Source organism: Pseudideonella sakaiensis (assembly GCF_048320135.1).
Taxonomy (GTDB): Bacteria; Pseudomonadota; Gammaproteobacteria; order Burkholderiales; family Burkholderiaceae_C; genus Ideonella_A; species Ideonella_A sakaiensis_A.
In genome coordinates, this window is sequence record NZ_CP182947.1 from 287347 (window position 1) to 313510 (window position 26164).

At 66.3% G+C, this 26164-nt stretch carries 21 protein-coding genes; 7 read left to right on the top strand and 14 right to left on the bottom strand.

Annotation, left to right across the window (positions count from 1 at the left end; genetic code table 11):
• Positions 1-7: 7 nt before the first annotated feature.
• The 8 genes from ACNH6H_RS01340 to ACNH6H_RS01375 form a co-directional block, all read right to left on the bottom strand.
• A complete protein-coding gene (locus ACNH6H_RS01340; RefSeq protein ID WP_418314964.1) occupies positions 8-1183 on the bottom strand; it encodes an acetyl-CoA C-acyltransferase in 1176 nt (391 codons plus the stop codon).
• A gap of 41 nt (positions 1184-1224) precedes the next feature.
• Complete coding sequence (locus ACNH6H_RS01345) at positions 1225-3318, bottom strand: 3-hydroxyacyl-CoA dehydrogenase NAD-binding domain-containing protein (RefSeq protein WP_418314966.1); 2094 nt, start codon at positions 3316-3318, stop codon at positions 1225-1227.
• Positions 3319-3422: 104 nt separating this feature from the next.
• The gene (locus tag ACNH6H_RS01350; RefSeq protein WP_418314967.1) at positions 3423-4118 is read right to left on the bottom strand and encodes an ABC transporter ATP-binding protein; all 696 of its coding nucleotides are present in this window, start codon (positions 4116-4118) and stop codon (positions 3423-3425) included.
• An 80-nt stretch (positions 4119-4198) separates the two neighbouring features.
• Positions 4199-4972 (bottom strand): ABC transporter ATP-binding protein, encoded by a 774-nt coding sequence (locus tag ACNH6H_RS01355; protein WP_418314969.1) that lies wholly within the window; start codon positions 4970-4972, stop codon positions 4199-4201.
• Positions 4969-6243, bottom strand: coding sequence for a branched-chain amino acid ABC transporter permease (locus ACNH6H_RS01360; protein ID WP_418321182.1), 1275 nt, complete (start codon positions 6241-6243; stop codon positions 4969-4971). The genes ACNH6H_RS01355 and ACNH6H_RS01360 overlap by 4 nt, the downstream gene beginning before the upstream one ends.
• A gap of 35 nt (positions 6244-6278) precedes the next feature.
• Positions 6279-7226: a branched-chain amino acid ABC transporter permease gene (locus ACNH6H_RS01365; protein ID WP_418314971.1), complete on the bottom strand. Its 948-nt coding sequence runs from the start codon at positions 7224-7226 to the stop codon at positions 6279-6281.
• Positions 7227-7304: 78 nt separating this feature from the next.
• A complete protein-coding gene (locus ACNH6H_RS01370) occupies positions 7305-8576 on the bottom strand; it encodes a branched-chain amino acid ABC transporter substrate-binding protein (RefSeq protein WP_418314973.1) in 1272 nt (423 codons plus the stop codon).
• 113 nt (positions 8577-8689) lie between these two features.
• Positions 8690-10360, bottom strand: a complete 1671-nt coding sequence (locus ACNH6H_RS01375) for a 3-(methylthio)propionyl-CoA ligase (protein WP_418314975.1) — start codon at positions 10358-10360, stop codon at positions 8690-8692.
• 177 nt (positions 10361-10537) lie between these two features.
• On the opposite strand from ACNH6H_RS01375, the gene msrB reads away from it, so the two are divergent.
• The 4 genes from msrB (at position 10538) to ACNH6H_RS01395 (ending at position 12912) form a co-directional block, all read left to right on the top strand.
• The gene (msrB, locus tag ACNH6H_RS01380; RefSeq protein ID WP_418314976.1) at positions 10538-10954 is read left to right on the top strand and encodes a peptide-methionine (R)-S-oxide reductase MsrB; all 417 of its coding nucleotides are present in this window, start codon (positions 10538-10540) and stop codon (positions 10952-10954) included.
• Between the two features lie 75 nt (positions 10955-11029).
• Positions 11030-11686 carry a septation protein A gene (locus ACNH6H_RS01385; protein ID WP_418314978.1) on the top strand — a complete coding sequence of 219 codons (657 nt, stop codon included), beginning with the start codon at positions 11030-11032 and terminating at the stop codon, positions 11684-11686.
• A 37-nt stretch (positions 11687-11723) separates the two neighbouring features.
• A complete protein-coding gene (locus tag ACNH6H_RS01390) occupies positions 11724-11990 on the top strand; it encodes a BolA family protein (protein WP_418314979.1) in 267 nt (88 codons plus the stop codon).
• A gap of 109 nt (positions 11991-12099) precedes the next feature.
• Positions 12100-12912: a peptidylprolyl isomerase gene (locus ACNH6H_RS01395; protein ID WP_418314981.1), complete on the top strand. Its 813-nt coding sequence runs from the start codon at positions 12100-12102 to the stop codon at positions 12910-12912.
• Positions 12913-13148: 236 nt separating this feature from the next.
• Here ACNH6H_RS01395 and ACNH6H_RS01400 read toward each other — a convergent pair whose 3' ends face one another.
• On the bottom strand, positions 13149-13832 hold the full coding sequence (locus tag ACNH6H_RS01400; protein ID WP_418314983.1) for an ABC transporter ATP-binding protein: 684 nt from the start codon (positions 13830-13832) through the stop codon (positions 13149-13151).
• Here ACNH6H_RS01400 and ACNH6H_RS01405 point away from each other — a divergent pair.
• Positions 13831-14532: an arylesterase gene (locus ACNH6H_RS01405; protein WP_418314984.1), complete on the top strand. Its 702-nt coding sequence runs from the start codon at positions 13831-13833 to the stop codon at positions 14530-14532. The genes ACNH6H_RS01400 and ACNH6H_RS01405 overlap by 2 nt on opposite strands.
• Before the next feature lie 56 nt (positions 14533-14588).
• Here ACNH6H_RS01405 and ACNH6H_RS01410 read toward each other — a convergent pair whose 3' ends face one another.
• The 5 genes from ACNH6H_RS01410 to smc form a co-directional block, all read right to left on the bottom strand.
• On the bottom strand, positions 14589-16712 hold the full coding sequence (locus tag ACNH6H_RS01410) for a DUF6600 domain-containing protein (protein ID WP_418314986.1): 2124 nt from the start codon (positions 16710-16712) through the stop codon (positions 14589-14591).
• Positions 16713-16881: 169 nt separating this feature from the next.
• Positions 16882-17418 carry a peptide deformylase gene (gene def / locus ACNH6H_RS01415; RefSeq protein ID WP_418314988.1) on the bottom strand — a complete coding sequence of 179 codons (537 nt, stop codon included), beginning with the start codon at positions 17416-17418 and terminating at the stop codon, positions 16882-16884.
• A 34-nt stretch (positions 17419-17452) separates the two neighbouring features.
• Positions 17453-19594, bottom strand: coding sequence for an NAD-dependent DNA ligase LigA (gene ligA, locus ACNH6H_RS01420; RefSeq protein WP_418314990.1), 2142 nt, complete (start codon positions 19592-19594; stop codon positions 17453-17455).
• Positions 19530-20657 (bottom strand): cell division protein FtsZ, encoded by a 1128-nt coding sequence (locus ACNH6H_RS01425; protein WP_418314992.1) that lies wholly within the window; start codon positions 20655-20657, stop codon positions 19530-19532. The genes ligA and ACNH6H_RS01425 overlap by 65 nt, the downstream gene beginning before the upstream one ends.
• A 4-nt stretch (positions 20658-20661) precedes the next feature.
• Positions 20662-24198, bottom strand: coding sequence for a chromosome segregation protein SMC (gene smc, locus ACNH6H_RS01430; RefSeq protein WP_418314994.1), 3537 nt, complete (start codon positions 24196-24198; stop codon positions 20662-20664).
• A 188-nt stretch (positions 24199-24386) separates the two neighbouring features.
• Here smc and queF point away from each other — a divergent pair, with 188 nt between their 5' ends.
• Both queF and dapC read left to right on the top strand, forming a co-directional pair.
• Entirely contained in the window at positions 24387-24875 is a 489-nt protein-coding gene (queF, locus tag ACNH6H_RS01435) for a preQ(1) synthase (protein WP_418314995.1), read from the top strand.
• 21 nt (positions 24876-24896) lie between these two features.
• The gene (gene dapC, locus ACNH6H_RS01440) at positions 24897-26099 is read left to right on the top strand and encodes a succinyldiaminopimelate transaminase (protein ID WP_418314997.1); all 1203 of its coding nucleotides are present in this window, start codon (positions 24897-24899) and stop codon (positions 26097-26099) included.
• Positions 26100-26164 lie beyond the last annotated feature (65 nt).

Sequence of the window (26164 nt, forward strand, 5' to 3'; positions counted from 1 at the left end):
CAGCAAATCACAAGACTTCAAAGACACCGGCCGCGCCCATGCCGCCGCCGATGCACATCGTCACCAGCACCTTCTTCGCGCCGCGCCGCTTGCCTTCGATCAGCGCGTGGCCGGTCAGCCGCTGGCCGCTGACGCCGTAGGGGTGGCCGACAGCGATCGCGCCGCCATTGACATTGAGCTTGTCCATCGGGATGCCGAGCGTATCGGCGCAATACAGCACCTGCACCGCAAACGCCTCGTTCAATTCGAACAGGTCGATATCGTCGATCGTCAGGCCGAGCCGCTTCAGCAATTTCGGCACCGCGAAGACCGGTCCGATGCCCATCTCGTCGGGTTCGCAGCCGGCGACCGCAAAGCCGAGAAAGCGGCCGAGTGGCTGCAAGCCGCGCTTTTCGGCGAGCACCTCGTCCATCACGACGCAGGCGCCGGCGCCGTCGCTGAACTGGCTGGCATTGCCGGCCGAGATCACGCCGCCCGCAATCGCGGGCCGGATGTCCTTGATGCCTTCGTAGGTGGTGCCGGCGCGGATGCCTTCGTCGGCCTTGATCGTTACCTCGCGGGTGCGCAGCCCGAGCGTCGGATCGGCGACGCCGGCGAGCACCGTGCAGCTGATCATCTCGTCGTCGAACTTGCCAGCCTCCTGCGCCGCGCTGGCGCGCTGCTGGCTCTGCGCGCCGTAGCGGTCCATCCGCTCGCGGTCGATCTTGTAGCGCTTCGCGACCTGCTCGGCGGTCTGCAGCATGTTCCAGTAGATCTCGGGCTTGTGCTCGACCAGCCACGGATCCTGGTACATGTGGCGGTTCGCCTCGTTCTGCACGCAGGAGATGCTCTCGACGCCGCCGGCGACCAGCACCTCGGCCTCGCCGGCGATGATCGCCTGCGACGCCATCGCGATCGTCTGCAGGCCGCTCGAGCAGAAGCGATTGACGGTGACGCCGGCGGTGCTGACCGGCAGCCCGGCGCGCAGCGCGATCTGCCGCGCGATGTTGCCGCCGGTCGCGCCTTCCGGCGTCGCGCAACCGATGATCACGTCCTCGACCTCGTCGGCGGCGATACCGGCGCGCTCGACCGCGGCCTTCACCGCAAAGCCGCCGAGCGTCGCGCCATGCGTCATGTTGAAGGCGCCTTTCCAGCTCTTGGCCAGCGGCGTGCGGGCGGTCGAAACGATCACGGCTCGGGTCATCGGTTGCTCCTGGTGGATTCGGTTTGGTCGTGAACGGTTGTTCAGCTGAATGTCTTGCCTTCGGCGGCCAGTCGGGCGAGCAGCGGCGCCGGTGTCCAGAACGCCGCGTCGTCATGCGGATTGGCCGCAAAACGCTGCATTGCCTTGACCACCCGGTACAGCCCGTAGCCATCCGCATAGTGCATCGGCCCGCCACGGTACAACGGAAAGCCGTAGCCGGTCAGATAAACCATGTCGATGTCGGAGGCGCGCAAGGCGATGCCCTCGTCGAGCAGTCTGGCACCTTCGTTGACGAGCGCGAATACCAGCCGGTGCACGATCTCGTCGTCGGCGATCTTGCGCGGCGCGATGCCGATTTCGGTGCGGTGGCCCTCGATCATCTCGTCGACCAGCTTCGACGGCAGCGCATCGCGCCGGCCCGGCTGGTAGTCGTACCAGCCGGCGCCGGTCTTCTGGCCGAAGCGGCCCATCTCGCACAGCAGATCGGCGGTGCGGCTGTAGCGCAACTCCGGCTGCTCCTGGTAGCGGCGCTTGCGGATATACCAGCCAATGTCGTTGCCGGCCAGATCGCTCATCCGGAACGGGCCCATCGCAAATCCGAACTGCTCGATCGCGCGATCGACCTGCTGCGGCGTGCAGCCCTCCTCGAGCAGAAAACCGGCTTGGCGGATGTACTGCTCGATCATCCGGTTGCCGATGAAACCGTCGCAGACGCCGGAGACGACGCAGGTCTTGCGGATCTTCTTGCCGATCGCCATCACCGTTGCGAGCACGTCGTCGGCCGTGTTTTTGCCACGCACGACCTCGAGCAACTTCATCACGTTGGCCGGGCTGAAGAAGTGGGTGCCGATGACATCCTGCGGCCGCTTCGTGAACGACGCAATCCTGTTCAGGTCCAGCGTCGAGGTGTTGCTGGCCAGGATCGCGCCGGGCTTGGCGACCTCGTCGAGCGCCTGAAACACTTGCCGCTTGACCTCGATGTCCTCGAACACCGCCTCGATCAACATGTCGGCGTCCGACAGGTCGCCGTAGTTCAGCGTCGTCGACAGCAGCGCCATCCGCTGGTCGAGCCTGTCCTGCTTCAGCTTGCCCTTCCTGAGCTGCGCTTCGTAGTTCCTGCGGATCGTCGCAACGCCGCGATCGAGCGCCTCCTGCTTCGCCTCGAGCATCACGACCGGCAGGCCGGCGTTCAGGAAATTCATCGCGATGCCGCCACCCATCGTGCCGGCACCGATCACCGCGATCTTGCGGACCTCGCGCAGCGGCGTATCGGACGGCACGTCTGGAATCTTGCTGGCGGCGCGTTCGGCGAAGAAGGCATGGCGCAGCGCCTTCGATTCGGGCGTCATCATCAAGCCGATGAAGATCGCCAGTTCGCGCTTCATGCCTTCGTCGAACGGGAGCTTCAGCGCATTGGCAACCGACTCGATGCATTTGGCCGGCGCCGGGAAATTGCGCGCCTTCGCGGCGATGCCGTTGCGAACGAACTGGAAATAGCCGTCGGCATTCGGATGCGAGACCGGCAGCTCGCGAACCAGCGGCAACGGCCGCTGGGCGGCGATCTCGGCGGCGAAGCCAAGCGCAGTCAGCAGCAGATCGCCGTCGGACATGCGGTCGAACAGTTTCTGGCCCTGCAGAGCGGCAAGTTGGTCGCTTTGCACCGGCTCGCCGCTGACGATCATGTTCAGCGCCGCCTCGACGCCGAGCACACGCGGCAGCCGCTGCGTGCCGCCGGCGCCAGGAATGAGGCCGATCTTGACCTCGGGCAGCGCAACCGGCACACCGGGGGCGGCGACACGGTAGTGGCAGCCGAGCGCGAGCTCGAGCCCGCCGCCCATGCAGACGCCATTGATCGCGGCGACGACCGGCTTGCTGCTGGCCTCGATCAGCTCGATCAGCGTCAGCAGGTTCGGCTCCGCGGTTGCCTTCGGCGAGCCGAATTCGGTGATGTCGGCACCCCCCGAGAAGGCCTTGCCACTGCCGGTCAGCACGATTGCCTTGACGCTGCCATCTGCCTGCGCCTTCTCCAGCCCGTCGGCGATGCCTCGCCGGGTGGCGAACCCGAGACCGTTGACCGGCGGGTTGTCCAGTGTGATGACGGCAATGCCGTCGCGCACGTCGTAGCGGGTGCTCATCGTGGGGTCCTCGTGCGGAAATAGAACACCCGTTCGATTCTAGGCACCGCCTGACGGCAAGCCCTGTCGCTGCGGCGACAAGCGCCGTCGGGCAGTCGCGCCGCTCAGACCTCGAGCCATTCCTTGCGGACTTCGGCGTCTGCGCGCAGTGCGTCCGGCGTCCCATCAAAAACGATCTGGCCGTGGCCCATCACCAGGCAGCGGTCGGCCACCTTCAATGCGATCGTCAGTTTCTGCTCGACCAGCAGAACCGAGACGCCGCGCCGCTTCAGTTCGTGCAGGAATTCGGCGACCTGCTCGACGATCTTCGGCGCCAGCCCCTCGGTCGGCTCGTCGATCATGATCAGATCCGGATCCCCCATCAGCGTGCGGCACAGCGTCAGCATCTGCTGCTCGCCGCCGGACAATACGCCGGCCTCGTTGTGCTGGCGCTCGCGCAGCCGCGGGAACATCGCATACATGTCGTCGAAGCGCCAGCGCGGCGACTTCGCGCCGTATTTTTCGCCAAGCATCAAATTCTGGTGCACCGTCAAGGTCGGGAAGATGTCACGGTTTTCCGGCACATAACCAATGCCGGCATGCGCCACCTCGAAGGCCTCGAGGCCGAGCAGTTCGCGGTCGTGCCAGCGCACCGAGCCATGGCCTTCGACCAGCCCCATGATCGTCTTCACCGTCGTCGAGCGGCCGGTGCCGTTGCGGCCGAGCAGCGCGACGATCTCGCCCGGGCGCACCTCGAAGCTGACGCCGTGCAGCACATGGCTCTTCCCATAAAACGCGTTGACGTCGGACAAACGGAGCATTTCAGTGGCGCCCGGCCGTCAGAAGCCAACGAGATGCCCGCTGGCGGGGCAGCGAGCCATGCGCGCGTCGGGGTGTCATGTCAGTGCCCGCCCTCTTCCTGCTCGGCCAGCATCGAGCCGAGGTAGGCCTCCTGCACCCGCTGGTCGGCACGCACGCGGTCCGGCGTGTCGAAGGCGATCACCTCGCCATAGACCAGCACTGCGATCTTGTCGGCGAGACCGAACACCACGCCCATGTCGTGTTCGACTGTCAGCAGCGTCTTGCCGACGGTGATCTCGCGGATCAGATCGATGAAGCGGCTGGTTTCGCTCTTGCTCATGCCGGCGGTCGGCTCGTCGAGCAGGATCACCTCGGCGCCACCGGCGATCGTGATGCCGATCTCGAGTGCACGCTGTTCGGCATAGGTCAGGTTCATCGCCGGCACATTGCGCCGCCGGTCGAGCTTTATCATCGCCAGCACCTCGGCGGTGCGCTCGTTCGCATCGCGCAGATCGGACAGGAATTTCCAGAAGGCATAACGGTAGCCGAGGCTCCACAACACCGCACAGCGGACGTTCTCGAATACGCTCAAGCGGTTGAACAGGTTGCTGACCTGGAAGCTGCGCGCCAGCCCGAGCCGGTTGACCTGATACGGCGTCAGCCCGTTGACCGAGCGGCCGTGCAGCAGGATGTCACCCGAACTGATGCCGAAGCGGCCACTGATCAGGTTGAACAGCGTGCTTTTGCCGGCGCCGTTCGGCCCGATGATCGCGACGTTTTCTCCGGCCGCGACCGACAGGCTGGCGCCGCGGATGATCTCCGTCTTGCCGAAGCGTTTCCAGACGTCGCGCAATTCGAGTGCCGGCGCCGTCATGCGGCCTCCATCCGTTTCAGTTCACGCTCGACACGCTGGTTCGCCTCATCCCATTCCCGGACGAAGCGGCGTCGCGCCCATTCGAATGCGAGGCCGCCGACCGCGGTGACGGCGATCACCAGCAGCCAGTGCGCCGGTGCCGAGGTATCGAGTTGCCAGCCGAGAAAGCCGATCGTGCTGCCCATCGCCGCATCGAGTTGCACGTGGTAGATCATCTCGATGATCGCCGCACTTCCGCCGAGCGCGACGGCGCCGGTCGCGAACAGCAGCAGATACGGCAGCAGCAGGCGCCGGAAGTGGCCCATCGTGGCAACCCGCAAATTCATCATGATCAGGCTGGCGATGCCGCCCGGTGCAAACATCACCATCAGCATGAAGCCCAGGCCGAGGTAGATCTGCCAGGCCTTCGTGATCTCGGAAAACATCACGATCGCCAGCACCAGCAAGACGCCGCCGATGATCGGCCCGAAAAAGAACATCGCGCCGCCAACGAAGGTGAACAGCAGATAGCCGCCCGAGCGCAGCCCGCTCAGCGTCTCGGCGGTGACGCTTTCGAAATTGATCGCCTGCAGCCCGCCGCCGATGCCGGCAAAAAATCCGGCGATCACGAATGCGATATAGCGAACGACCTGGGTGTTGTAGCCGATGAAGGCGACGCGTTCGGGGTTGTCGCGCACCGCATTGAGCATGCGGCCGAGCGGCGTCAGCGTCAGCGCATACATTGCCGCGGTCGACAGCAGGCAATAGATCGCGATCAGGTAGTAGACCTCCACCTGCGGGCCGTAGCTCAGGCCGAAAAACGGCTCGCCGATCACCCGGTTTGCGCTGATGCCGCCTTCGCCGCCGAAAAATCCCGGAAACATCAGGCTCATCGAGAACACCAGCTCGCCGACGCCGAGCGTGATCATCGCAAACGGCGTCGCCGCCTTTTTCGTCGTCACCCAGCCGAGCAGCGCAGCGACCGCCATCCCGGCCAAGCCGCCGACCAGCGGCATCAGGCTGACCGGCACCGGCAGCCGGCCGGCGGCGGCAAAGTTCAGCGCGTGGATGACAAAAAACGAGCCGAGGCCGACATAAACCGCATGGCCGAAGCTGAGCATGCCGCCCTGGCCAAGCAGCAGGTTGTAGCTGAGGCAGATGATGATCAGATAACCCATCTGCGTCAGCATCGTCATCGCCAGGCTCGACGTGAAGACCAGCGGTGCAATGAACAGGATCAGTGCATACGCGAGCCATGCCACCATGCGCAGCGTCGATGCACTGCGCAGCATCGACGCGTGCGTTGCGCGGGAAGCCGGAACGGTGCTCATCCTTCGCGGGTCCCCATCAAGCCGCGCGGCCGGAAGATCAGCATCAGCACGAGGAACAGGTACGGCAGGATCGGCGCCACCTGCGAGAGTTTCAAATCGAGCACCGGATAGGCAAAATTTTCCGGGCTCAGTTGCAGGCCGAGCGCCGACAGCGCGGTGACGACCGATTCGTCGATCGCCACCGCAAAGGTCTGCAGCACGCCGATCAGCAGCGACGCGATGAAGGCGCCGGCCAGCGAGCCCATGCCGCCGATCACGACGACAACGAAGATGATCGGCCCGACCGCATGCGCCATCCCGGGCTCGGTCGCATAGGCATTGCCGCCAATCACGCCGGCCAGCCCGGCCAGCGCGGTGCCGCCGCCGAATACCAGCATCAGCACCCGCGGCACGTTGTGGCCGAGTGCCTCGACCATCTGCGGATGGGTCAGCGCTGCGGTGATCACCATGCCGATGCGGGTGCGCGACAACATCAGCCAGATCGCGACCAGCATCACCAGCGCGACCAGCATCATGAAGGCGCGGTAGATCGGAAACTGGGTGCCGAAGACGGTGAACAGCGGACCGTCGAGTGCTTCCGGAACGCGGTAATCGACCGCCGCCCGGCCCCAGACGATCTGCACGAATTCGAACAGCAGGTAGGACAGGCCGAAGGTGATCAGCAGCTCGGGCACATGGCCGAACTTGTGGACCCGGCGCAGGCAGAATTTTTCGAACAGCGCGCCGGCAACAAAGGCCACCGCCGGTGCGACCAGCAGCGCCGGCCAGAAGCCGAAATATTTGGTCGTCGTGTAGGCGATGTAGGCGCCCAGCATGTAGAAGCTGCCGTGGGCAAAATTGAGCACGCCCATCATGCTGAATATCAGCGTCAGCCCCGAGCTCAGCATGAACAGCAGCAGCCCGTAGCTGAGGCCGTTCAGCAGCGATATCGTGAACAGTTCCATCGGTTGCGCGTGGCGGCGTTGGCCAGCAAAAGGGGCTCCGCGAAGCTCGCGGCGCCCCTGTTGGCACGGGTTGGTCGGTCAGGCGCCGGCCGGGCGCTTCATCTGGCAGCTGGTCGGCGTGCTCGACACATAGGGCTCGAACTTGCGCTCCGAGACCCAGGTCATTCCGGTGCCCTCGACGTTGTAGGGATTGTCCTTGTCGACCTTGCGCCAGGTCGCCTGGTACAGCGTCTGCTGCAACTGGTGATCCGACTTGCGCATCGTGATCTCGCCATTGAAGCTGTTGACCGACAGGCCTTCCATCGCGAAGGCGACCTTCACCGGATCGGTGCTTTTCGCCTTCGCCATCGCCGCCGGCAGCATCTTGAACAGATGGTAGGCGGTGGTCATCGAGTAGTCCTCGTTGAACTTCTCGCGGAACTCCTTCTGCGCCACCTGGTGGTCGCCCGGCAGGTTGACGTAGGAGCCGTAGACGATCTTGATCTTGCCGGCCATCGCATCGCCGATCACCGTCGGCGTGCCGGCCGCGCCGGCATAGTAGGTATAGAAATTGGCGTCGAGGCCGGCATCCTTCGCCGCCTTGATCAGCAGCGCCATGTCATTGCCCCAGTTGCCGGTGATCACCGTATCGGCACCGGACGCCTTGATCTTCGCGACATACGGTGCGAAATCCTTGACCTGGCCGATCGGATGCAGATCCTCGCCGACAACCTGCACGTCGGGCCGCTTGCGGGCCAGCATCTCCTTCGCATATTTGGCCACCTGGTGGCCGTGCGAATAGTTCTGGTTGATCAGGTAGACCTTGCTGACCGATTTGTCGTCCTTCATGAAGGTGGTCATCGCCTCCATCTTCATCGTCGTGTCGGCATCGAAGCGGAAATGCCAGAAGCTGCATTTCTCGTTGGTCAACGACGGGTCGACCGCCGCATAGTTGAAGAAGACGACCTCCTTGCCCGGATTGCGGTCGTTGTGCTTGCTGATCGCGTCGACCAGCGCGCCGGCGATCGCCGAGCTGTTGCCCTGCGCGACATAACGGATGCCCTGGTCGATCGCCGCCTTCAGCACGTTCAGGCTTTCCTGCGGCGAGCCCTTGCTGTCGAACGGAACGATTTCGAACTTGACGCCGGCCGGGTTGTTGGCCTCGCGCGCCGAGACGTACTGGAAGGTGCGGATCATGTTGTTGCCGATATTCGCAAACGGACCCGACATGCCGTCGATCCACGCGATCTTGACGGTCTCCTTCAGGTTCACCGCCCCCGCTTTCGGAGCCTGCTGGGCGATCGAGGCCGTGCTGCCGAAGGCCAGCGCGGCAGCAATGGACAAGGCGAGCGTTCTACGTGACAGGCGCATGGTTGACTCCAATCGAGACCAGGTGCATGACATTAGCCCAGCGCGGCGATGCAAGGCTTCAGGGACTTCCCGATGCGGCGAATCGGCGCAGCACTCGTCGAGTCCGCCTGCGCTCACGGCGATGTCGGCAGCCGGTGCTCCTTGAACTGCTCGCGCAGTTTCAGCTTCTGGATCTTGCCGGTCGCCGTATGCGGCAGTTCGTCGACGAAGACGACATCGTCCGGAATCTGCCATTTCGCGATCCGGCCCTCGAAAAACTGCAGCAGTTCGGCTGCGGTCAGCGATGCGTCGGGCTTTCTGACGATCACCATCAGCGGCCGCTCGTCCCATTTCGGATGGTGGCAGGCGATTGCGGCGGCCTCGTGCACCGCCGGATGCGCCATCGCGATGTTTTCCAGCTCGATCGAGCTGATCCATTCGCCGCCGGACTTGATCACGTCCTTGCTGCGGTCGGTGATCTGCATGTAGGCATCGGGATCGATCGCCGCGACGTCGCCGGTCGGGAACCACTGGCGGCCGTCGACCTCGACCAACGGCGATTCCTCGCGCTGGAAATAGCTGCGGATCACCCACGGCCCGCGGACGACGAGGTTGCCCGAGTCCTTGCCGTTCCACGGCAGCGGCTTGCCGTCGTCGTCGAGGATCGCCATGTCGACGCCGAAAATCACCTTGCCCTGCTTCTCGAGGATGCGGTGCTTCGCGTCGGCATCGAGCGACTCGTGTTTGGCCTTCAGTCGCGACAGCGTGCCCAGTGGCGACATCTCGGTCATGCCCCAGGCGTGGATCACCTCGACGCCGAAATCGTCCTCCAGCGTCCTCATCATCGCCGGCGGGCAGGCCGAGCCGCCGATCACGGTGCGGCGCAGGCTGCTGAATTTGAGCTTGTGCTGCTTCGCGTAGGTGATCAGCCCGAGCCAGACCGTCGGCACGCCGGCGCTGAAGCTCACGCGCTCGGCCTCCATCATCTCGTACAGCGATTTGCCATCCAGGTGCGGCCCCGGAAAGACCAGCTTTGCACCGATCATCGGCGCCGCATACGGCACCCCCCAGGCGTTGACGTGGAACATCGGCACCACCGGCAGGATCACGTCGCGCGAGCTGACGCCCATTGCATCGGGCATCGACAGGCCGTAGGTGTGCAGCAGCGTCGAGCGGTGGCTGTAGACCGCGCCTTTCGGATGGCCGGTGGTGCCGGATGTGTAGCAGATGCTCGACGCGGTGTTCTCGTCGAATTCGGGCCAGGCATAGTTGCCGTCCTCGGCCTCGACGAGGTCGTCGTAGCACAGCAGCTTGTCGATCGACGTCTGCGCCGGCATGTGGGCTCGGTCGGTCAGCAGCACGAAGTGCTCGACGCTCGGCAGCTGCGCCGCCAGCTTCTCGACCAGCGGCAGGAAATTCAGGTCGAAACACAACACCCGGTCGGCCGCATCGCTGGCGATCCACGCGATCTGCTCCGGAAACAGCCGCGGATTGATCGTGTGGCAGACGAGTTGCGAGCCCGACGAGCCGAAATAGATCTCGAAATGGCGGTAGCCGTTCCAGGCCAGCGTGCCGACCCGATCGCCCGGCTCGCAACCGAGCCGCGCCAGTGCCTGCGCGAGCTTGCGAGCCCGCAATTCGGCATCCTTGTAGGTATAGCGATGGACGTCGCCCTCGACCCGCTTCGACACCACCTCGGTATCGGCCGCGTGCCTGGCCGCATGCACCAGCAGCGACGAGATCATCAGCGGCATGTCCATCATCTGTCCGGTCAACGGGCGCGGGCTTCGTGCAAGCAGGTTCATGGCAGTTCCGGCAAAAGTCAGTGCCTGATGATAGAAAGCCGGCCGATCGGGCCGAGCCTCGGGTTTTCCCTGGCAGTTCGAAGATGCCGCGCCCCTGCAAAGCCATGCCGGCGTTCTGGCTTGGCCCGCCATTTACACTGCCGGCTGATCCGTTTGCATGAGAGGTTGGCTGCGCAGATGCAAGACGAAAGGGACAAGGACCGGCCGGTTCGCAAGACCGACGATGAATGGCGCGAACAACTCGCGCCCGAGCAATACCAGGTCGCGCGCCAGGGCGCGACCGAACGCGCATTCACCGGCAGATACTGGGACCACTGGGAACCGGGCGCCTACCGCTGTGTCGGCTGCGGCATACCCTTGTTCGAGTCGTCGACCAAATTCGACGCCGGTTGCGGCTGGCCGAGTTATTACGAACCGGTCAACTCGGAAGTGATCGACCGGATCGTCGACAATAGCCACGGGATGGTCAGGATCGAGGTTCGCTGCAACAACTGCGGCTCGCACCTTGGTCACGTCTTTCCCGACGGCCCGCAACCCACTGGCGAGCGCTTCTGCATCAATTCGGCGGCGATCGATTTCAGCGCCGAGAAGTAAGCCCGCCCCGCGCACGTCCGACACCATTGCCGTGCCGGACGATGCTCCCAAGAATCGACCGATACCGGCCCCCAGATGAAGCTGCTGTTCGATTTTCTGCCGATCCTGCTGTTCTTCGCGACGTTCAAATATGCGGAGGGGCATGCCGACTGGGCGGCGGATTTTGCAACCACCCATTTCGGGTTTTTTGTCTCCGGCGGCATCGTCGGCGCACAGGAGGCGCCGGTGCTGCTGGCCACGCTGGTCGTGATTGCCGCCACCGCGTTGCAGATCGGCTGGCTGGTGCTGCGCGGCCGGAAGATCGACATGATGTTGTGGATCAGCCTGGCGCTGGTTGTCGTGCTCGGCGGCGCCACCGTCTGGTTCCACAGCGAAACCTTCATCAAGTGGAAGCCGAGCGGCCTGTACTGGGCCATGGGGCTCAGTTTCTGGATCAGCCAGGCCTTTTTCCGCAAGAACCTGCTGCAGGCGCTGATGGGGCATCAGGTCGAATTGCCGGCGTCGGTCTGGCAGCGGCTGAATTTCGCGTGGATCGCGTTTTTCGGCCTGATGGGCCTGCTCAACCTCTATGTGGCCTACAGTTTCAGCACCTCGACCTGGGTCAATTTCAAGCTGTTCGGCGGCATCGGCCTGATGCTGCTGTTCACGCTGGCCCAGGGGCTGTATATCAGCCGTCACATCAAGGAAGACGACGAGAAGGATGCCGGGCCGCAGGAACAATTGCGCCCGTGAGCGATCGAAGTCCGATGATGTTTTTGCCGTGGTTCCGATGAGCGTCAGTGCAGCCGATCTCGAGCAGGCGCTGCGCAGCGCGCTGCAGGCGCGTGAACTCGATGTGCGTGATGACAGCCACCTCCACGCCGGCCATGCCGGGGCGCGCGAAGGCCGTCATTTTGCGGTTCGCATCGTCAGCGACCGCTTTGCCGGGCTGTCGCGGGTGGCACGGCATCGCCTCGTATATGATGCCGCCGCCGTCCTGATCGAACGAGGCATCCATGCGCTGGCCATCGACGCCCGCGCACCCGGCGAAGTCTGATCCCGCCGCCGACGAACAACCCCCGTTTTCCTTCCAATGGTCGAGCCGACGCAGGCAGAGGCCACCCCCCGCTGTACACAACAGTTTGTTTGAAAGGCCAGAGCCCATCATGAAGAAGTTCTCCCACACCGCCACCGCCGCAGCGATGCTGCTGGTTTCCGCATCGCTGCTCGCGCCGCTCGGCGCCAGCGCCCAGAATGTCGCCGTCGTCAACGGCAAGGCCGTGCCGAAGGCACGTGTCGAGGCCCTGCTCGAGCAGGCCGTCAAATCGGGCCAGCCGAAGACGCCCGAGCTCGAAGCCCAGGTCCGCGACGAGATCGTGTTGCGCGAGATGTTCCTGCAGGAAGCCGAAAAGCGCGGCCTCGCGGCAAGCCCTGAATACAAGACGCAGATGGAATTTGCCCGCCAGAGCATCCTGATCCGCGAGCTGTTCAACGACTACCAGAAGAAGAATCCGGTCACCGAGGCCGAGATGCGTGCCGAGTACAACAAGTACAAGGCACAGGCCGCCGGGACCGAGGTGCGCGCGCGCCATATCCTGGTCGAGAACGAGGAGCTGGCAAAAGCGCTGATCGCGAAAATCAAGGCCGGCGAAAGCTTCGAGGACCTGGCGAAGACGAATTCGAAGGACCCGGGTTCGGCCGCCAATGGCGGTGACCTCGACTTTGCGAATCCGGGCTCGTATGTCGCCGAATTCGGCGACGCGTTGTCGAAGCTGAAGAAGGGCGAGATGACCAGCGAGCCGGTGAAGACCCAGTTCGGCTACCACATCATCCGCTTCGAGGATTCCCGCCCGGCGCAGTTCCCCGAGTTCGACGCCGTCAAGGCCCAGCTCGAGCAGCGCATGGTCCAGCAGAAGATGGCCGATTTCCGCGACAGCATCAAGGCAAAAGCCAAGACCGACTACAAATTTAGCAACTGATCAGCCCCCCAGTCGCTTCGCTCCGCCTTGCAGACCGCGATGGGCGCAAGTCGCCCATCCCCTCGTCAGGCGCAGCCGGCCCACTGGGCCGTCAGCGTCCGGACTCGGCCCCCAAGGGGCGCCACCCATCGGCCCGGGGGGACCCGGGCCTTGGGCGTAGCTTGATGGTGGCGGCCCGCTGCGCGGGCGCCATCAGTTCAGCACCGGGCGCATGGGGGAAAACATGGACTCGCCCGCTAGAACACGGCCTCTTCGACAAGGCGGCCGGCTTCGATATGGAGTTGGCGGTCGCAGCGTTTGGCGATCGCCGGGTCGTGGGTGACGAGCACCAATGTGGTGCCGGCCTCGCGGTTCAGGTCGAACATCAGCTCCATCACCCGTTCGCCGGTTGCGAAGTCGAGGCTGCCGGTCGGCTCGTCGGCGAGCAGCACTGCCGGGCGGACGACGAAGGCACGGGCCAGCGCGACGCGCTGCTGCTCGCCGCCGGACAACAGCTTTGGATAGTGGCCGAGGCGCTCGCCGAGGCCGACGCGTCCGAGCAATTCGGTCGCCAACTTGCGCGCATCGCGCCGACCCTGCAGCTCCAGTGGCAACATCACGTTTTCCAGTGCGTTCAGGTTGCCGAGCAGCTGGAAACTCTGGAATACGAAGCCTACCCGGGCGGCCCGGACTGCGGCTCGTTGATCCTCGTCGAGTGAAAACAGGTCGTGGCCGGCCAATTGAACCTTGCCACGGGTCGGCGTATCCAGACCGGCAAGGATCGACAGCAGCGTGCTCTTGCCGGAACCGGAGGCGCCGACGATCGCCGCCGATTGCCGTGCCGCGAGGCTGAAGCTGATGTCGTGCAGTATCGTCAACGGACCACCGCTGTCTTCGACCTGTTTGGTGACGCCTTCGACGGTGATGATGGATTCGTTCATGAAAAAGGATGGGACGCGCGTGATGCAGGAAAAACAATGGCGCCGCGGGCGACGCAACTGGCTGCTGCAATGTAGCGCGTCGCTGTTGGCACTGGGTCTGCCGGGTGTTTTTGCCAAACAGGGCGGCGCCAACGATCGCGCAACGCCGGTGATCCTCGTCGTCGGCGACAGCCTGTCGGCCGAATACGGCCTGCGCCGTGGCAGCGGCTGGGTCGCGCTGCTCGAGCAGCGGCTGGCACGCAACAAGATTGCTGCCAAGGTCGTCAATGCCAGCATCAGCGGCGACACCACTTCCGGCGGCCGCTCGCGTCTGCCGGCGCTGCTGAAACAGCACCGGCCGACCCATGTCGTGATCGAACTCGGCGGCAACGATGCGCTGCGCGGCCTGCCGCTGGCGATGACCGAAGCCAATCTGCGTGCAATGGCGCGCGCATCGCTCGACGCTGGCGCCAAGGTGCTGATCGCCGGCATGCAGGTGCCGCCGAACTACGGCCGGCAATATTCACAGGATTTCGCCGCGCTGTTCGCCAATGTCGCGAAGGCCGAGGGAACGGCGTTGCTGCCCTTCCTGCTGACCGGCATTGCCGACGGGCCGACGGCCGACGAGATGTTTCAACCGGACCGCATCCACCCGAACGAGTCGGCGCATCCGAAGATCCTCGACAACGTCTGGGCCGTATTGCGGCCGATGCTGGCCTGAAGTCGCTCTGAACGCGCCGCTCAGCGCGGCGCGCCAACGGCGCGCCGAGACGGCGCTCAGGGCTGCTCGGTTCCCCTGCCCGCCGAACCGCCGCGGCGGCGTTCGTGATCTTCGCGCGGCTCGGCCTGCGGGTCGCGCGGCGCGCGCATGCGCCGCTGCTCCGGGACCGCCGGCGGCGGCTGCATCATCCGCGGCGGTTCGATCTGGCGGTTCGGCTGTGCCGGCATTTGCGGCGCCGGCGGCATCATCGGCGCCGGCGCCTGCACGATTGGCGCCGGCGGTTGTGCACGCTCCGGCATCGGCGGCGCGAAGCCACGGTCCGGCCGCCCGCCACGCTGTTCGCCGCGCTCGAATGGCCGCTCAGGCTGCTCGGCGCGCGGCGGCCGCTGCCGCTCGAGTTCGACCGGCATGATCGGCCGCGGCGGCTCGATTGGCGACGCCACCACCGGCGCAACCGGCGCCGGCATCTGCGGCGCTGCCGGCGGGTTGTCCGGGCCGCGGCGATGGCCACGCCCCGGGCCGTCCCCGCGCTGCTCGCCCGGTTCGACCAGCCGGAGGTCGATCATCGCCGGGCCACGGGCCGGATCGCTGCTGTAGAACGGCGAACCGCGCGCTTCGGCCTCGCGGGCCCGGCGGTTCATCTCGTCGCGGCGCTGGTCGAAACGGCGCTCTTCGCGGCGCCAGCGGTCGCTGCCATCAGCACGGCCATCGGCGCCAGGGCGATGGAATGGCGCCGTACCGTCGGCGACCGGATCGGCAGACCGGCGGCCGCCCGGCCGCTCGCGGTTCCCGCGCGGGTCGCGGTGGTCACGGCCCTGCCCCAGCCACGGCGGCGTCGGTGCGGTGACGACCGGCGAGCCGGGCAATCGGTCGAGATCACGCGCAGCATCGCCGCGCCGCCAATGCGGATCGACGTGCACGCGGCGATGGTCGTCACCGCGGCGCGTGAAAGCCTCGACCGGTATCGTCGTCGTACCGTGGTGGAATTTGCGATTGCGGTATTCGATGCCGCGCTGCGGCGAGGTCGTATGGATCACCCGGTCGATGTCGGCCGGGTGGCGGAAATGCGGCCCATTCACGACCCGCACATAGTCGCGGCTGACCCGGTAGGCCGGCACATAGGGTTCGTGCGGTGCCAGCGGAAACCAGCCGACGCCGCGGCCGCCGCCGATCGTCAGCGACACGCTGGCGCCGCTGCCGCCGATCCAGCCGACCAGCGCCGGCGCATAGATCGGCCGTGCGACACGTCGGCCCGGCGCCCACCACCAGCGGTTGTCGACGACGATCCAGCGGCCGTAGTGGAATGGCGCAAATCCCCACGGCGCGTCATCGACCCAGGTCCAGCCCCATGGCGAGACCCAGGCCCAGTGACCGGCGGCATACGGCGCCCAGCCGCCGGGCACCTGGTGCGGTGTCCAGATCGCTCCGTATTCCGGATCCTCCGACCAGCGGCCATGGCGATCCAGGTCCTGGTAGCCGGTCATCTCCGGAGACACATGACGGCCGGCCGTCGCGGCATCGGCGAGGCGGTCGCGCTCGCCGATCCACGATGCAAATGCGTCGAAACGCGGCTGGCCGAGGCTGTACATCGCGCGTCCGCCGGCGTCGATCCAGAAGCTCGCGCGCTGGCCCTGGTAGATCGTCACCGCGCTTTGCGGGCCGTCGTAGACCGCCTGCCCGGCGAGCACCGACAGTTCGCTGCGATCGCCGAGGCGCTCGAGCCGGTAGCTGCCGCTGCGCTGCGGCGAAAAGCTGCCGTCGGCGGTGCGCAGCAACAGGTCGCGGGCGGCGTCGTCGTTGCGCACCCGCAGCGCCAAGGTGCCGGCCTGCAACCCGATCTCGATCGCGTCATCATCGATGCGCTCGATATCGATGTCGGTCGGGCCGTCGAGCCGCACGGTGGTCGAACCGATCTGCAGTTCGAGCCGCGAGCCGGCTTCGGTCGACAGCCGGTCACCGCTGGTCACCGGCCGGTTGCGCACTGCGGCGATCCACTCGCCCTCTTCCGGATGGAACAGCCAGACGGTGCCGAGCACCTCGGACAGGCGGCCGACCCGCCCCGGCGGGTCAATGGCCGCCTGCTGCTGCCGGTTGATCGTCGACCACTCGTGGGTCTGCGCACCCACCGGCTGGGCGGTCGCGGCGCAGCCGGCGAGCAGTCCGGCAGCAACACCAGCCATCAGGAGCCGCCCGAGGGCCGCGTCAAAGCAATACGAAGTCATCAACCATCCTTGCTACGGCCGTCGTCGCGGCCACTCCGTCCTAACGGCCGGAGGCCGGCCGCGGTCGACCTCGAAGCCCGATTCCGGCGCGGCTTTTACAAGGATTTACCCGGCCGCAGCGCTGCGCTCAATCGTCGGCTTCGGCGTCGAGGTCCGGAAACAGCACGCTGGTATAGCCGAAATGGCTGAAATCACGGATCCGCATCGGGTACAGCTTGCCCATCAGGTGGTCGCATTCATGCTGCACGACGCGGGCATGAAAACCTTCGGCAACCCGCTCGACGCGGCAGCCGAGCGCGTCGTAGCCCGAATAACGGATGCGGGCGATCCGCGGCACCATGCCGCGCAGGCCGGGCACCGACAGGCAACCCTCCCAGCCGAGGTCTTCGTCGTCGGTCAAGGCCTCGATCTGCGGATTCAGCAGCACCGTCTGCGGCACCGGCTCGGCGTCCGGATAACGCGGGTTGTCCTTGAAACCGAAAATCACCAGGGCCAGGTCGACGCCGATCTGCGGCGCCGCGAGGCCAGCGCCCTTTGCGGCGGCCATCGTGTCGAACATGTCGACGATCAACGAATGCAGCTCCGGCGAGTCGAAGGTCTCGACCGGCCTGGCGACGCGCAGCAGGCGCGGATCACCCATTTTCAGGATTTCTCTGACGGTCATCGGTGGCGGCTCGGTGGGATGGAGCGGTCGATTGTCACCGCGCCGGCGGCTCGCTGCCGAGCAGCGCATACAAACCCGCCTCGTCGATCACCGGCACGCCCAGCGCCTGTGCCTTGTCGAGTTTGCTGCCGGCCTCCTCGCCGGCAACCACATAGTCGGTCTTTTTCGATACCGAGCCGGCCGCCTTGCCGCCGGCCGCCTCGATCAGGTCGCGCGCCTCATCCCGGCTCAGCGTCGGCAGCGTGCCGGTCAGCACCAGCGTCTTGCCGGCCAGCGGTTTCGGGCTGCGGTCGGCGGTGCCGTCGTTTTCGCCCCAAACAATCCCGGCCGCGCGCAGTTGTTCGACGACCTCGCGGTTGTGCGGCTGGTCGAAGAAGCTGCGGATGCTGGCGGCAACGATCGGGCCGACATCGGACACCTCGAGCAGCTGCTCGACACTGGCGTCGACGATGCGGTCGAGGGATCCGAAATGCAGCGCCAGGTCGCGCGCGGTCGCCTCGCCGACCTGCGGGATGCCGAGCGCATAAACAAACCGCGGCAGCGTCGTCTGCTTGCTCTTTTCCAGCGCCGCGAGCAGGTTGGCCGCGCTTTTTTCGGCCATCCGATCGAGTGCCGACAATTTGGCCAGGCCGAGCTTGTACAGCTCGGGCAGGCTGCGGATCAGCCCGCCATCGACCAACTGGTCGACCAGCTTGTCGCCCAGGCCCTCGATGTCCATCGCGCGACGGCCGGCAAAATGCAGCAGCGCCTGCTTCCGCTGCGCAGCGCAGAACAGCCCGCCGGTGCAGCGGTGGGCGATGCCGCCCTTTTCGCGCCGCACATCGCTGCCGCAGACCGGGCACTGCCGCGGCATCCGGAAGTTCGACACATAGGCCGGGCGATCCCCGGGGATGCGGCCGACCACCTCGGGAATCACGTCGCCGGCGCGGCGCACGATCACCGTGTCGCCGATCCGCACATCCTTGCGGCGCAGTTCGAACAGGTTGTGCAGCGTCGCATTGCTGACCGTCGTGCCGCCGACAAAAACCGGCTCGAGTTTGGCCACCGGCGTCAGCTTGCCGGTGCGCCCGACCTGGATCTCGATGCCGTTCAGCCGCGTCGACTGCTCCTGCGCCGGGTATTTGTGCGCCAGCGCCCATCGCGGCTCGCGGGTCTTGAAGCCAAGCTGCTGCTGCAGCGCGCGCGAATCGACCTTGTAGACGACGCCATCGATGTCGAATGGCAGTTCGTCGCGCAAGCCGCCGATGCGTGCGTGGAAGGCCGCGAGGCCGTCGCCGCCCTCGACCAGCGCGCGATCGCCATTGACCGGAATGCCGAAGCCGGCCAGCGCGTCGAGCGTCGCATGGTGGCTGTCCGGTGGCTGCCAGCCGCTGACCTCGCCGAGGCCGTAGGCAAAGAAGTCGAGCGGCCGGGTCGCCGCGACGCGTGCATCGAGCTGGCGGACGATGCCGGCCGCCGCATTGCGCGGGTTGACGAAGCTGCGCAGCCCCGCTTCCCGCTGCTTCTCGTTGATGCGCTCGAAGACGTCGCGGCGCATGAAGACCTCGCCGCGGACCTCGATCACCGCCGCATCGACACCTTTCAGCCGGCGCGGAATGCCACCGATCGTGCGGATCGTGTGGGTGACGTTTTCGCCGACCTCGCCGTCGCCACGCGTCGCCGCCTGCACCAGCCGGCCCGCCTCATAGCGCAGGTTGATGGCCAGCCCATCGAACTTCAGTTCGGCGGCATAGGCGGTCGGCGGTGTTTCGTCGGCCAGCCCGAGCGCCTTGCGCACGCGTTGGTCAAAACGCTTCGCGGCGACCGGCGTGGTGTCGCGTTCGGTCTCGATCGACAACATCGGCAGCGCATGGCGTACCGGCTCGAGACCGTCGAGCACCGCGCCGATCACCCGCTGGGTCGGCGAGTCGGCGCTGCGCAGCTCCGGGTGGGCGAGTTCGAGTGCCCTCAGTTCGTCGAACAGCGCATCGTATTCGGCATCCGGAATCGTCGGCGCATCGAGCACGTAATAGGCATGGCCGTGCTGCAGCAGCTGCTCACGCAGGCTGGCCACGCGCCGCTCGACGTCGGCAGGTGTCGCCTGCTTCGCCCCGCTCTTCGCCACGCCTTGCTCAGCTGAAGAGGCGGCGCGCCGCTGGCGAACCGGCAGCCAGGTCGCGCTCGGCGAGCGCCCCATACAGGCGCTTCAGCTCGGTATCGATCGATGCAAACGCCGGCGGCCCGAGCGGCTGGCCGCGGTCGTCGACGACCACCGCATCCATCGCCGTGGCCAGCGCGGTCGCCCGCGAATACCAGGCTGCAAACGGCTCGCTGGCAGGATCGGTCTGCGGCACGTCGAAACTGAGCGTGACCTCGCGCAGCGAGGCCTGGTTCGGATCCTCGAGCAAGGCCACCTGCGAGTCGAAGCTCAACTGCAGCACCGGCGGAGCAGCCAGATCGGCAGCCGGCAGCACCAGCCGGCCCGGCAGCGGCCCTGGCACCAGCCCCTGCAAGGCGGCCTGCTGCTGGATATAACCGAGGCTCCAGGCGGCGCCGCGGGCGCGCAGCAGCACCGCGAGCTGGGCATCGTGCTGGCCGGCGAAGGCGTCGAGCTCGCGGGCACGCGCGACGACGTCGAGCATGTCGGGAAAATCGACCATCGCGCCGAGCGCATCGGCAAAGGTCTGCACCTTCTGGATGAATTCGGAATATTCGATCTCGTTCAGCGCGCCGCTGCGATTCGCCATCTGCACACCGGCCTGCAGTTCGCTGTAGCGGGCGCCGGGCACCGGCAGTTCCCAGTCGCCGCTGTCGACGCTGAGGCCTTCGATCGAAAACGGCTTGGTGCCGGCGCGCCGGCTCGGCGGCATGTTCGACAACACCGACTCGGCGCTGACCGGACTGTCGAGCTGCAGGCTGACCAGCACATCGATCAAGGCATCGAGCCGTGCCGGCGCACGGCGCGGCGGCCGCGCGACCGGCAGCACCAGATTGCCGAGTTCGTCGGTCGGTGCCGTCGCCGGGTCGGCAACCGCGTCACCAACCACCGCGGCATCGTCGAGCGAAGCCGGATCGGCGATGCGGTCGGCGATGCTGGCGGGCGCTGCGCTGCCGAAATCGGGCTCGCGCTGGTCGCCACGCTGCACCGGCGAGGCCGCGCGTTTCGGCCCGGCCTTGCGAATCTGCCAGCTGTTGTAGGCAATCACGCCAAGAACGGCGATGCCGCCGACCACGGTGAGGGCGAGGGTCAGGTCGTCCATCACGTCAGGCCGCCTCGGCCAGGCTGTGCGCGGTTTCCATGTCGACCGCGACGATCCGCGACACGCCTTGTTCCTGCATCGTCACTCCAATCAGTTGTTCGGCCATTTCCATCGCAATCTTGTTGTGACTGATGAACAGGAACTGCGTTCCCTGCGACATCTGCGTGACCAGCGCCGCGTAGCGGTCGGTATTCGCATCGTCGAGCGGTGCATCCACCTCGTCGAGCAGGCAGAACGGCGCCGGATTCAGCTGGAAGATCGCGAATACCAGCGCAATCGCCGTCAGTGCCTTCTCGCCACCCGACAGCAGGTGGATGGTGCTGTTCTTCTTGCCCGGCGGTTGTGCCATCACCTGCACGCCGGCATCGAGGATCTCGTCGCCGGTCATCACCAGCTTCGCCTGGCCGCCGCCGAACAGGCTCGGGAACATGCGACCGAAATGCTCGTTGACCTGGTTGAAGGTCGCGCCGAGCAGGTCGCGGGTCTCCAGGTCGATCTTGTGGATCGCGCCTTCGAGCGTCGCGATCGCATCGTTCAGGTCGGCATTCTGCGCGTCGAGAAAACCCTTGCGCTCCCGCGATGCGGTCAGTTCGTCGAGCGCGGCCAGATTCACCGCGCCGAGCGAATTGATCTCGCGGTTGATGCGGTCGATTTCGCCCTGCAGGCCGTGCAACCTGACGCCGTCGGCGGCGATCTGCGCACCGAGCGCTTCCAGGTCGACCTCGGCCGCCGCCAGTTGCTCGAGGTATTGCGCGCCACCGAGCTGCGCCGCCTGCTCCTCGAGCTGCAGGCGGGTGATCGCATCGCGCAGCGGCTGCAGGCTCTGCTCGTGCTGCATGCGCTGCTCGTCGGCGCGGCGCAAGCGCAGCGACAGGTCGTCGTAGTCGCTGCGCTGCGCGGCGAGCGCCGCCTCGCGCTCCATCTTCACCGCAAGCGCGGCCTGCAGCCCGGCATCGGCCGACGCATCGGCGAGCCGCGCCAGTTCACCGTGCAGCGATTCGACGCTTTGCTGGTCGATCTCGCGTTGCTGCACCGCGGTCTCGATGCTGCGCTGCAATTCGGCGCGCCGCGCGGCCAGCGTGCGGGCCGCAAACTGCGCCTCCTGCACCTGCCGCTCGATGCCGCGCTGCTGCTCGCGGGCATCGGCCTGCTGGCGTTCGACGGCGATCTGCGCATCCTCGAGTTCGGCATGCCGCTCCTGCGCCGCAGCCAGCTGCATGTCGAGCTCCTCGAAACGCGCCTCGCCGGTGGCGCGGCGTTCCTCGAGTTCCTCGAGCTGGGCATCGATCTCGGCCAGTTCCTCGGCCAGCTGGCTGTGCCGGGCGCTGGTCTGCTCGGCCTGCTGCGACAGCCGCAGCAGTTCGACCTGCAGCTGGTGCGCCTGCGACTGCGCCTCGCTGGCCTCGCGGCGCAACACGACCAGCCGTGCCGTCGCCTCGGTGGCGGCCGCTTCGGCGCGCACCAGCGCAGCCCGCGCGTCGTCGGCCATCAGCGACTGCGCGCGCAGCTGGCGATCCAGGTTTTCGATTTCCTGCGCACGGGCGAGCAGGCCGGCCTGCTCGCTGTCGGGCGCATAGAAGCTGACCGCCCAGGCGGTCACCGAATGGCCCTCGCGGGTCATGATCGCTTCGCCGTGGCGCAGCTTCGGCCGTGCCGCCAGCGCATCGTCGAGGCTGGGCGCGGTGAAGATGCCGTCGAGCCAGTCGGCAAGCAGCGCTGCGAGGCCGGTCGAGCTGGCCGCATCATCGTGGCGCAGCAGTTCGCTCAGGCGAGGCAGGCCGATCGGATGCTCGACCGGCGCCGGCAGCGACGCCGCCGATGGCGAATAAAACGCCAGCCGTGCCGGCGGGGCGTCGGCAACAAAGGCCCGCACGATGTCGAGCCGGCCGACCTCGAGCGCGGCCAGCCGCTCGCGCAGCGCCGATTCGAGGGCGGCCTCCCAGCCGGTTTCGATGTGCAGCTTTGTCCACAGGCCGGCCAGCCCGTCGAGGCCATGACGCGCCAGCCAGGGTTTGAGCTTGCCTTCGGTCTGCACCTTTTCCTGCAGTGCGCGCAGCGCCTGCAGCCGTGCGGCCAGTTCCGACTGGCGGGTGCTTTCGCTGTTCGCGGCCTGCTGCCGCTCGCGCCGCGCTTCCTCGAGCTGCGGCAGCTGCTCGCTCATCTCGTGCAAGCGGGCATCGGCCAGTTCGGCGGTCTCGTCAGCCTCGCGCGACTGCTCGCGCAATGCATCGAGCCGCTGCTGGTCCGGCGCAGCCAGCTGCCGCTGCTCGGCGCTCAGCCGCTCGTGGCGCTGGCGCAGCTGGCGCAGCTGGTCGTCGATGTTGCGGCTCTCGGCGGCGAGCACCTGGATCTGCTGCTGCACCGCGGCGACCTGGCCGCGCTGCTCGTTGACGCGGGCCTGCGCGGTGCGCAGCGCGGTATCGATCTCCGGCAGCCGCTCGGCCTGGTGTTCGGCCTGGCCGGCCAGCACCTCGCCCTGCTCCTCGGCGGCGGCAATCTGCTCAGCGATCCGTTCGAGCTCGGCGCGGGCATCGGCCTCGCGCGTTGCCCACTGCGCGCTGCGTTCGCCGAGTTCGGCCAGCCGCTGCTCGGCGCGCTGCCGGCCTTCGACGACATAACGGATTCGTTCCTCGAGCCGGCTGACCTCGAGTGAGGCCTCGGCGAGGCTGCCCTGCGCGGCATGCAGGCCGTCGCTGGCCGCGTAATGCGCCTGGCGGATCGCCTCCAGTTCGGCTTCGCCGTGCCGCAGTTCGGCCATCCGCGCTTCCAGCGCATTGGTCGCGTCGAGCACCGCCTGGGCGACGCGCTGCTGTTCGGCCGCCGCATCGCGGTGTTTCAGAAACCACAACTGGTGCAGCTTCAGGCTGCCGGCCTGCTGCAGTTCGCGGTAGCGGCTGGCGACCTCGGCCTGCTTCTCGAGCTTGTCGAGGTTGTTGTTCAGCTCGCGCAGGATGTCCTCGACGCGGGTCAGGTTCTCGCGCGTGTCCTTCAGCCGGTGTTCGGTCTCGCGGCGCCGCTCCTTGTATTTGGAGACGCCGGCGGCTTCCTCGAGGAACAGCCGCAGCTCCTCGGGTTTGCTCTCGATGATGCGGCTGATCGTGCCCTGACCGATGATCGCGTAGGCACGCGGCCCGAGGCCGGTGCCGAGAAACACATCCTGCACGTCGCGCCGACGCACCGGCTGGTTGTTGATGTAGTAGCTGCTGGTGCCGTCGCGGGTCAGCACCCGCTTGACGGCGATCTCGGCAAACTGGTTCCACTGGCCGCCGGCACGCGCATCCTCGTTGCTGAACACCAGCTCGACGCTGGCCCGGCTGGCCGGCTTGCGGCTGCCCGAGCCGTTGAAGATCACGTCCTGCATCGATTCGCCGCGCAGCTCGCTGGCTTTCGATTCGCCGAGCACCCAGCGCACCGCGTCCATGATGTTGGACTTGCCGCAACCGTTCGGACCGACAACACCGACCAGCTGGCCTGGCAGCTGGAAATGGGTCGGTTCGGCGAACGACTTGAAGCCGGACAGCTTGATGGAATTCAGCCGCATGGACAGGGAACAGGCTCGGGCGGGGCCCGATCGCTTGCCTGGTGAAGGCCTCTAAGTGATTGATTTGATTGAGATTTGCCGCGCGTGAGCGGGTCTCGACAGGGCCTGGATGATAACATCGCCGCACCCTGCACCGCCGCCGCAGCGCCAGCGCGCGCCGGCCGGACGCCCCACTACAGACTCATCCGATGGCCAAGAAAAATCCGCCCGCCGAACAAGCAGCAATCAAGACCGGCAGCCGCGCCAAGCCGGCAAACCCACCGTCGGTGCCGAGCAAGCACCTCGATGTCTTTCCGAATCCGGCCGCCGGCCGCGACTACCTGATCCAGTTCCAGATTCCCGAATTCACCTGCCATTGCCCGCTGACCGGGCAGCCGGATTTTGCGCATTTCACGATCGACATGATTGCCGATGAGCTGTGCATCGAGCTGAAAAGCCTGAAGATGTACATGTGGAGCTACCGCGACGAGGGCGCCTTCCACGAGGCGGTCACGAATGCGATCGTCGATGACATGGTGGCCGTCAGTTCGCCGCGCTTTCTGCGCATCACCGCGAAGTGGTATGTGCGCGGCGGCATCTATACCAATGTGGTCGCCGAATACCGCAAGCCGGGCTGGCAGCCGCCGCCGCCGGTCCATCTGCCGAGCCTGCCGACGCAGCAGACCGGTTTGCTGTGACCGGCCAACGATAATCGGCCGATGAATCCGCTGCTTGCCAGGCTGCATCCCTATCCGTTCGAGCGGCTGCGCGAACTGACCCGGGATATCAAGCCGAACCCCGATTTTTCGCCGATCAGCCTCGGCATCGGCGAACCCCGCCATCCGACGCCGGCGCTGATCGAGCAGGCCATCGTCGGCAACCTGAACGGTCTGTCGAGTTATCCGGCGACCGCCGGCGAACCGGCGCTGCGCCGCGCGATTACCGACTGGGTGCAACGCCGCTATGCGCTGCAGATCGACTGGCAGACGCAGGTCTTGCCGGTCAACGGCTCGCGCGAGGCACTGTTTGCATTGGCGCAGACGGTGATCGATCCGGGGCGCGAGGATCCGATCGTCGTCTGCCCGAATCCGTTCTATCAGATCTACGAGGGCGCGGCGCTGCTGGCCGGCGCCCGCACGGTCTTCGTCGCGAGCGATCCGCAGCGCAATTTCGCCGCCGACTGGTCGTCGGTGTCGGAATCGACCTGGCGCAATACGCAGTTGCTGTATGTCTGCTCGCCAGGCAACCCGACCGGCGCGGTGATGCCGCTCGACGAATGGCGCACGCTGTTCGAGCTGTCGGACCGCTACGGCTTCGTGATTGCGTCGGACGAGTGTTATTCGGAGATCTATTTCCGCGACGAACCGCCGCTTGGCTCGCTGCAGGCGGCAGCGGCACTCGGCCGCAATGACTTCTCGCGACTGATTGCCTTCACCAGCCTGTCGAAGCGCTCCAATGTGCCGGGCATGCGTTCCGGTTTTGTCGCCGGCGACGCCGCCATCCTCGCGAAATTCCTGCTCTACCGCACCTATCACGGCAGCGCGATGGGCCCGGTCGTGCAGAAGGCGAGCATCGCCGCATGGAACGACGAGGACCATGTCGTCGCGAACCGCCAGCAATACCGCGACAAGTTTGCGCAGGTGACGCCGGTGATCGGCGAGGTGATGGACGTGGCGCTGCCGGATGCCGGCTTCTACCTCTGGCCGGCGCTGCCACCGAGCTGGCCGGCCGGCGACGACGTCGGCTTCGCGCTCGCACTGCTCGCTCAATACAATGTCGCGGTATTGCCCGGCAGCCTGCTGGCGCGTCAGGTCGACGGACACAATCCGGGACAGGGCCGGATCCGGCTGGCGCTGGTCGCGCCGGTCGCCGAATGCCTGGAGGCGGCGCAGCGGATTGCCGCCTTCGTGCGCGCCATCTGACAACACCTTGTCGGCCCGTCTTTTCCAACGATCGAAGCGAACCGTTCGCGTTTTCAATCCCTTGA

Coding starts and splice junctions, on each gene's coding strand:
- ACNH6H_RS01340 (WP_418314964.1), bottom strand. CDS start 1,183: ATGACCCGAGCCGTGATCGTTTCGACCGCCCGCACGCCGCTGGCCAAG.
- ACNH6H_RS01345 (WP_418314966.1), bottom strand. CDS start 3,318: ATGAGCACCCGCTACGACGTGCGCGACGGCATTGCCGTCATCACACTG.
- ACNH6H_RS01350 (WP_418314967.1), bottom strand. CDS start 4,118: ATGCTCCGTTTGTCCGACGTCAACGCGTTTTATGGGAAGAGCCATGTG.
- ACNH6H_RS01355 (WP_418314969.1), bottom strand. CDS start 4,972: ATGACGGCGCCGGCACTCGAATTGCGCGACGTCTGGAAACGCTTCGGC.
- ACNH6H_RS01360 (WP_418321182.1), bottom strand. CDS start 6,243: ATGCTGCGCAGTGCATCGACGCTGCGCATGGTGGCATGGCTCGCGTAT.
- ACNH6H_RS01365 (WP_418314971.1), bottom strand. CDS start 7,226: ATGGAACTGTTCACGATATCGCTGCTGAACGGCCTCAGCTACGGGCTG.
- ACNH6H_RS01370 (WP_418314973.1), bottom strand. CDS start 8,576: ATGCGCCTGTCACGTAGAACGCTCGCCTTGTCCATTGCTGCCGCGCTG.
- ACNH6H_RS01375 (WP_418314975.1), bottom strand. CDS start 10,360: ATGAACCTGCTTGCACGAAGCCCGCGCCCGTTGACCGGACAGATGATG.
- msrB (WP_418314976.1), top strand. CDS start 10,538: ATGCAAGACGAAAGGGACAAGGACCGGCCGGTTCGCAAGACCGACGAT.
- ACNH6H_RS01385 (WP_418314978.1), top strand. CDS start 11,030: ATGAAGCTGCTGTTCGATTTTCTGCCGATCCTGCTGTTCTTCGCGACG.
- ACNH6H_RS01390 (WP_418314979.1), top strand. CDS start 11,724: ATGAGCGTCAGTGCAGCCGATCTCGAGCAGGCGCTGCGCAGCGCGCTG.
- ACNH6H_RS01395 (WP_418314981.1), top strand. CDS start 12,100: ATGAAGAAGTTCTCCCACACCGCCACCGCCGCAGCGATGCTGCTGGTT.
- ACNH6H_RS01405 (WP_418314984.1), top strand. CDS start 13,831: ATGAAAAAGGATGGGACGCGCGTGATGCAGGAAAAACAATGGCGCCGC.
- ACNH6H_RS01400 (WP_418314983.1), bottom strand. CDS start 13,832: ATGAACGAATCCATCATCACCGTCGAAGGCGTCACCAAACAGGTCGAA.
- ACNH6H_RS01410 (WP_418314986.1), bottom strand. CDS start 16,712: ATGGCTGGTGTTGCTGCCGGACTGCTCGCCGGCTGCGCCGCGACCGCC.
- def (WP_418314988.1), bottom strand. CDS start 17,418: ATGACCGTCAGAGAAATCCTGAAAATGGGTGATCCGCGCCTGCTGCGC.
- ligA (WP_418314990.1), bottom strand. CDS start 19,594: ATGGGGCGCTCGCCGAGCGCGACCTGGCTGCCGGTTCGCCAGCGGCGC.
- ACNH6H_RS01425 (WP_418314992.1), bottom strand. CDS start 20,657: ATGGACGACCTGACCCTCGCCCTCACCGTGGTCGGCGGCATCGCCGTT.
- smc (WP_418314994.1), bottom strand. CDS start 24,198: ATGCGGCTGAATTCCATCAAGCTGTCCGGCTTCAAGTCGTTCGCCGAA.
- queF (WP_418314995.1), top strand. CDS start 24,387: ATGGCCAAGAAAAATCCGCCCGCCGAACAAGCAGCAATCAAGACCGGC.
- dapC (WP_418314997.1), top strand. CDS start 24,897: ATGAATCCGCTGCTTGCCAGGCTGCATCCCTATCCGTTCGAGCGGCTG.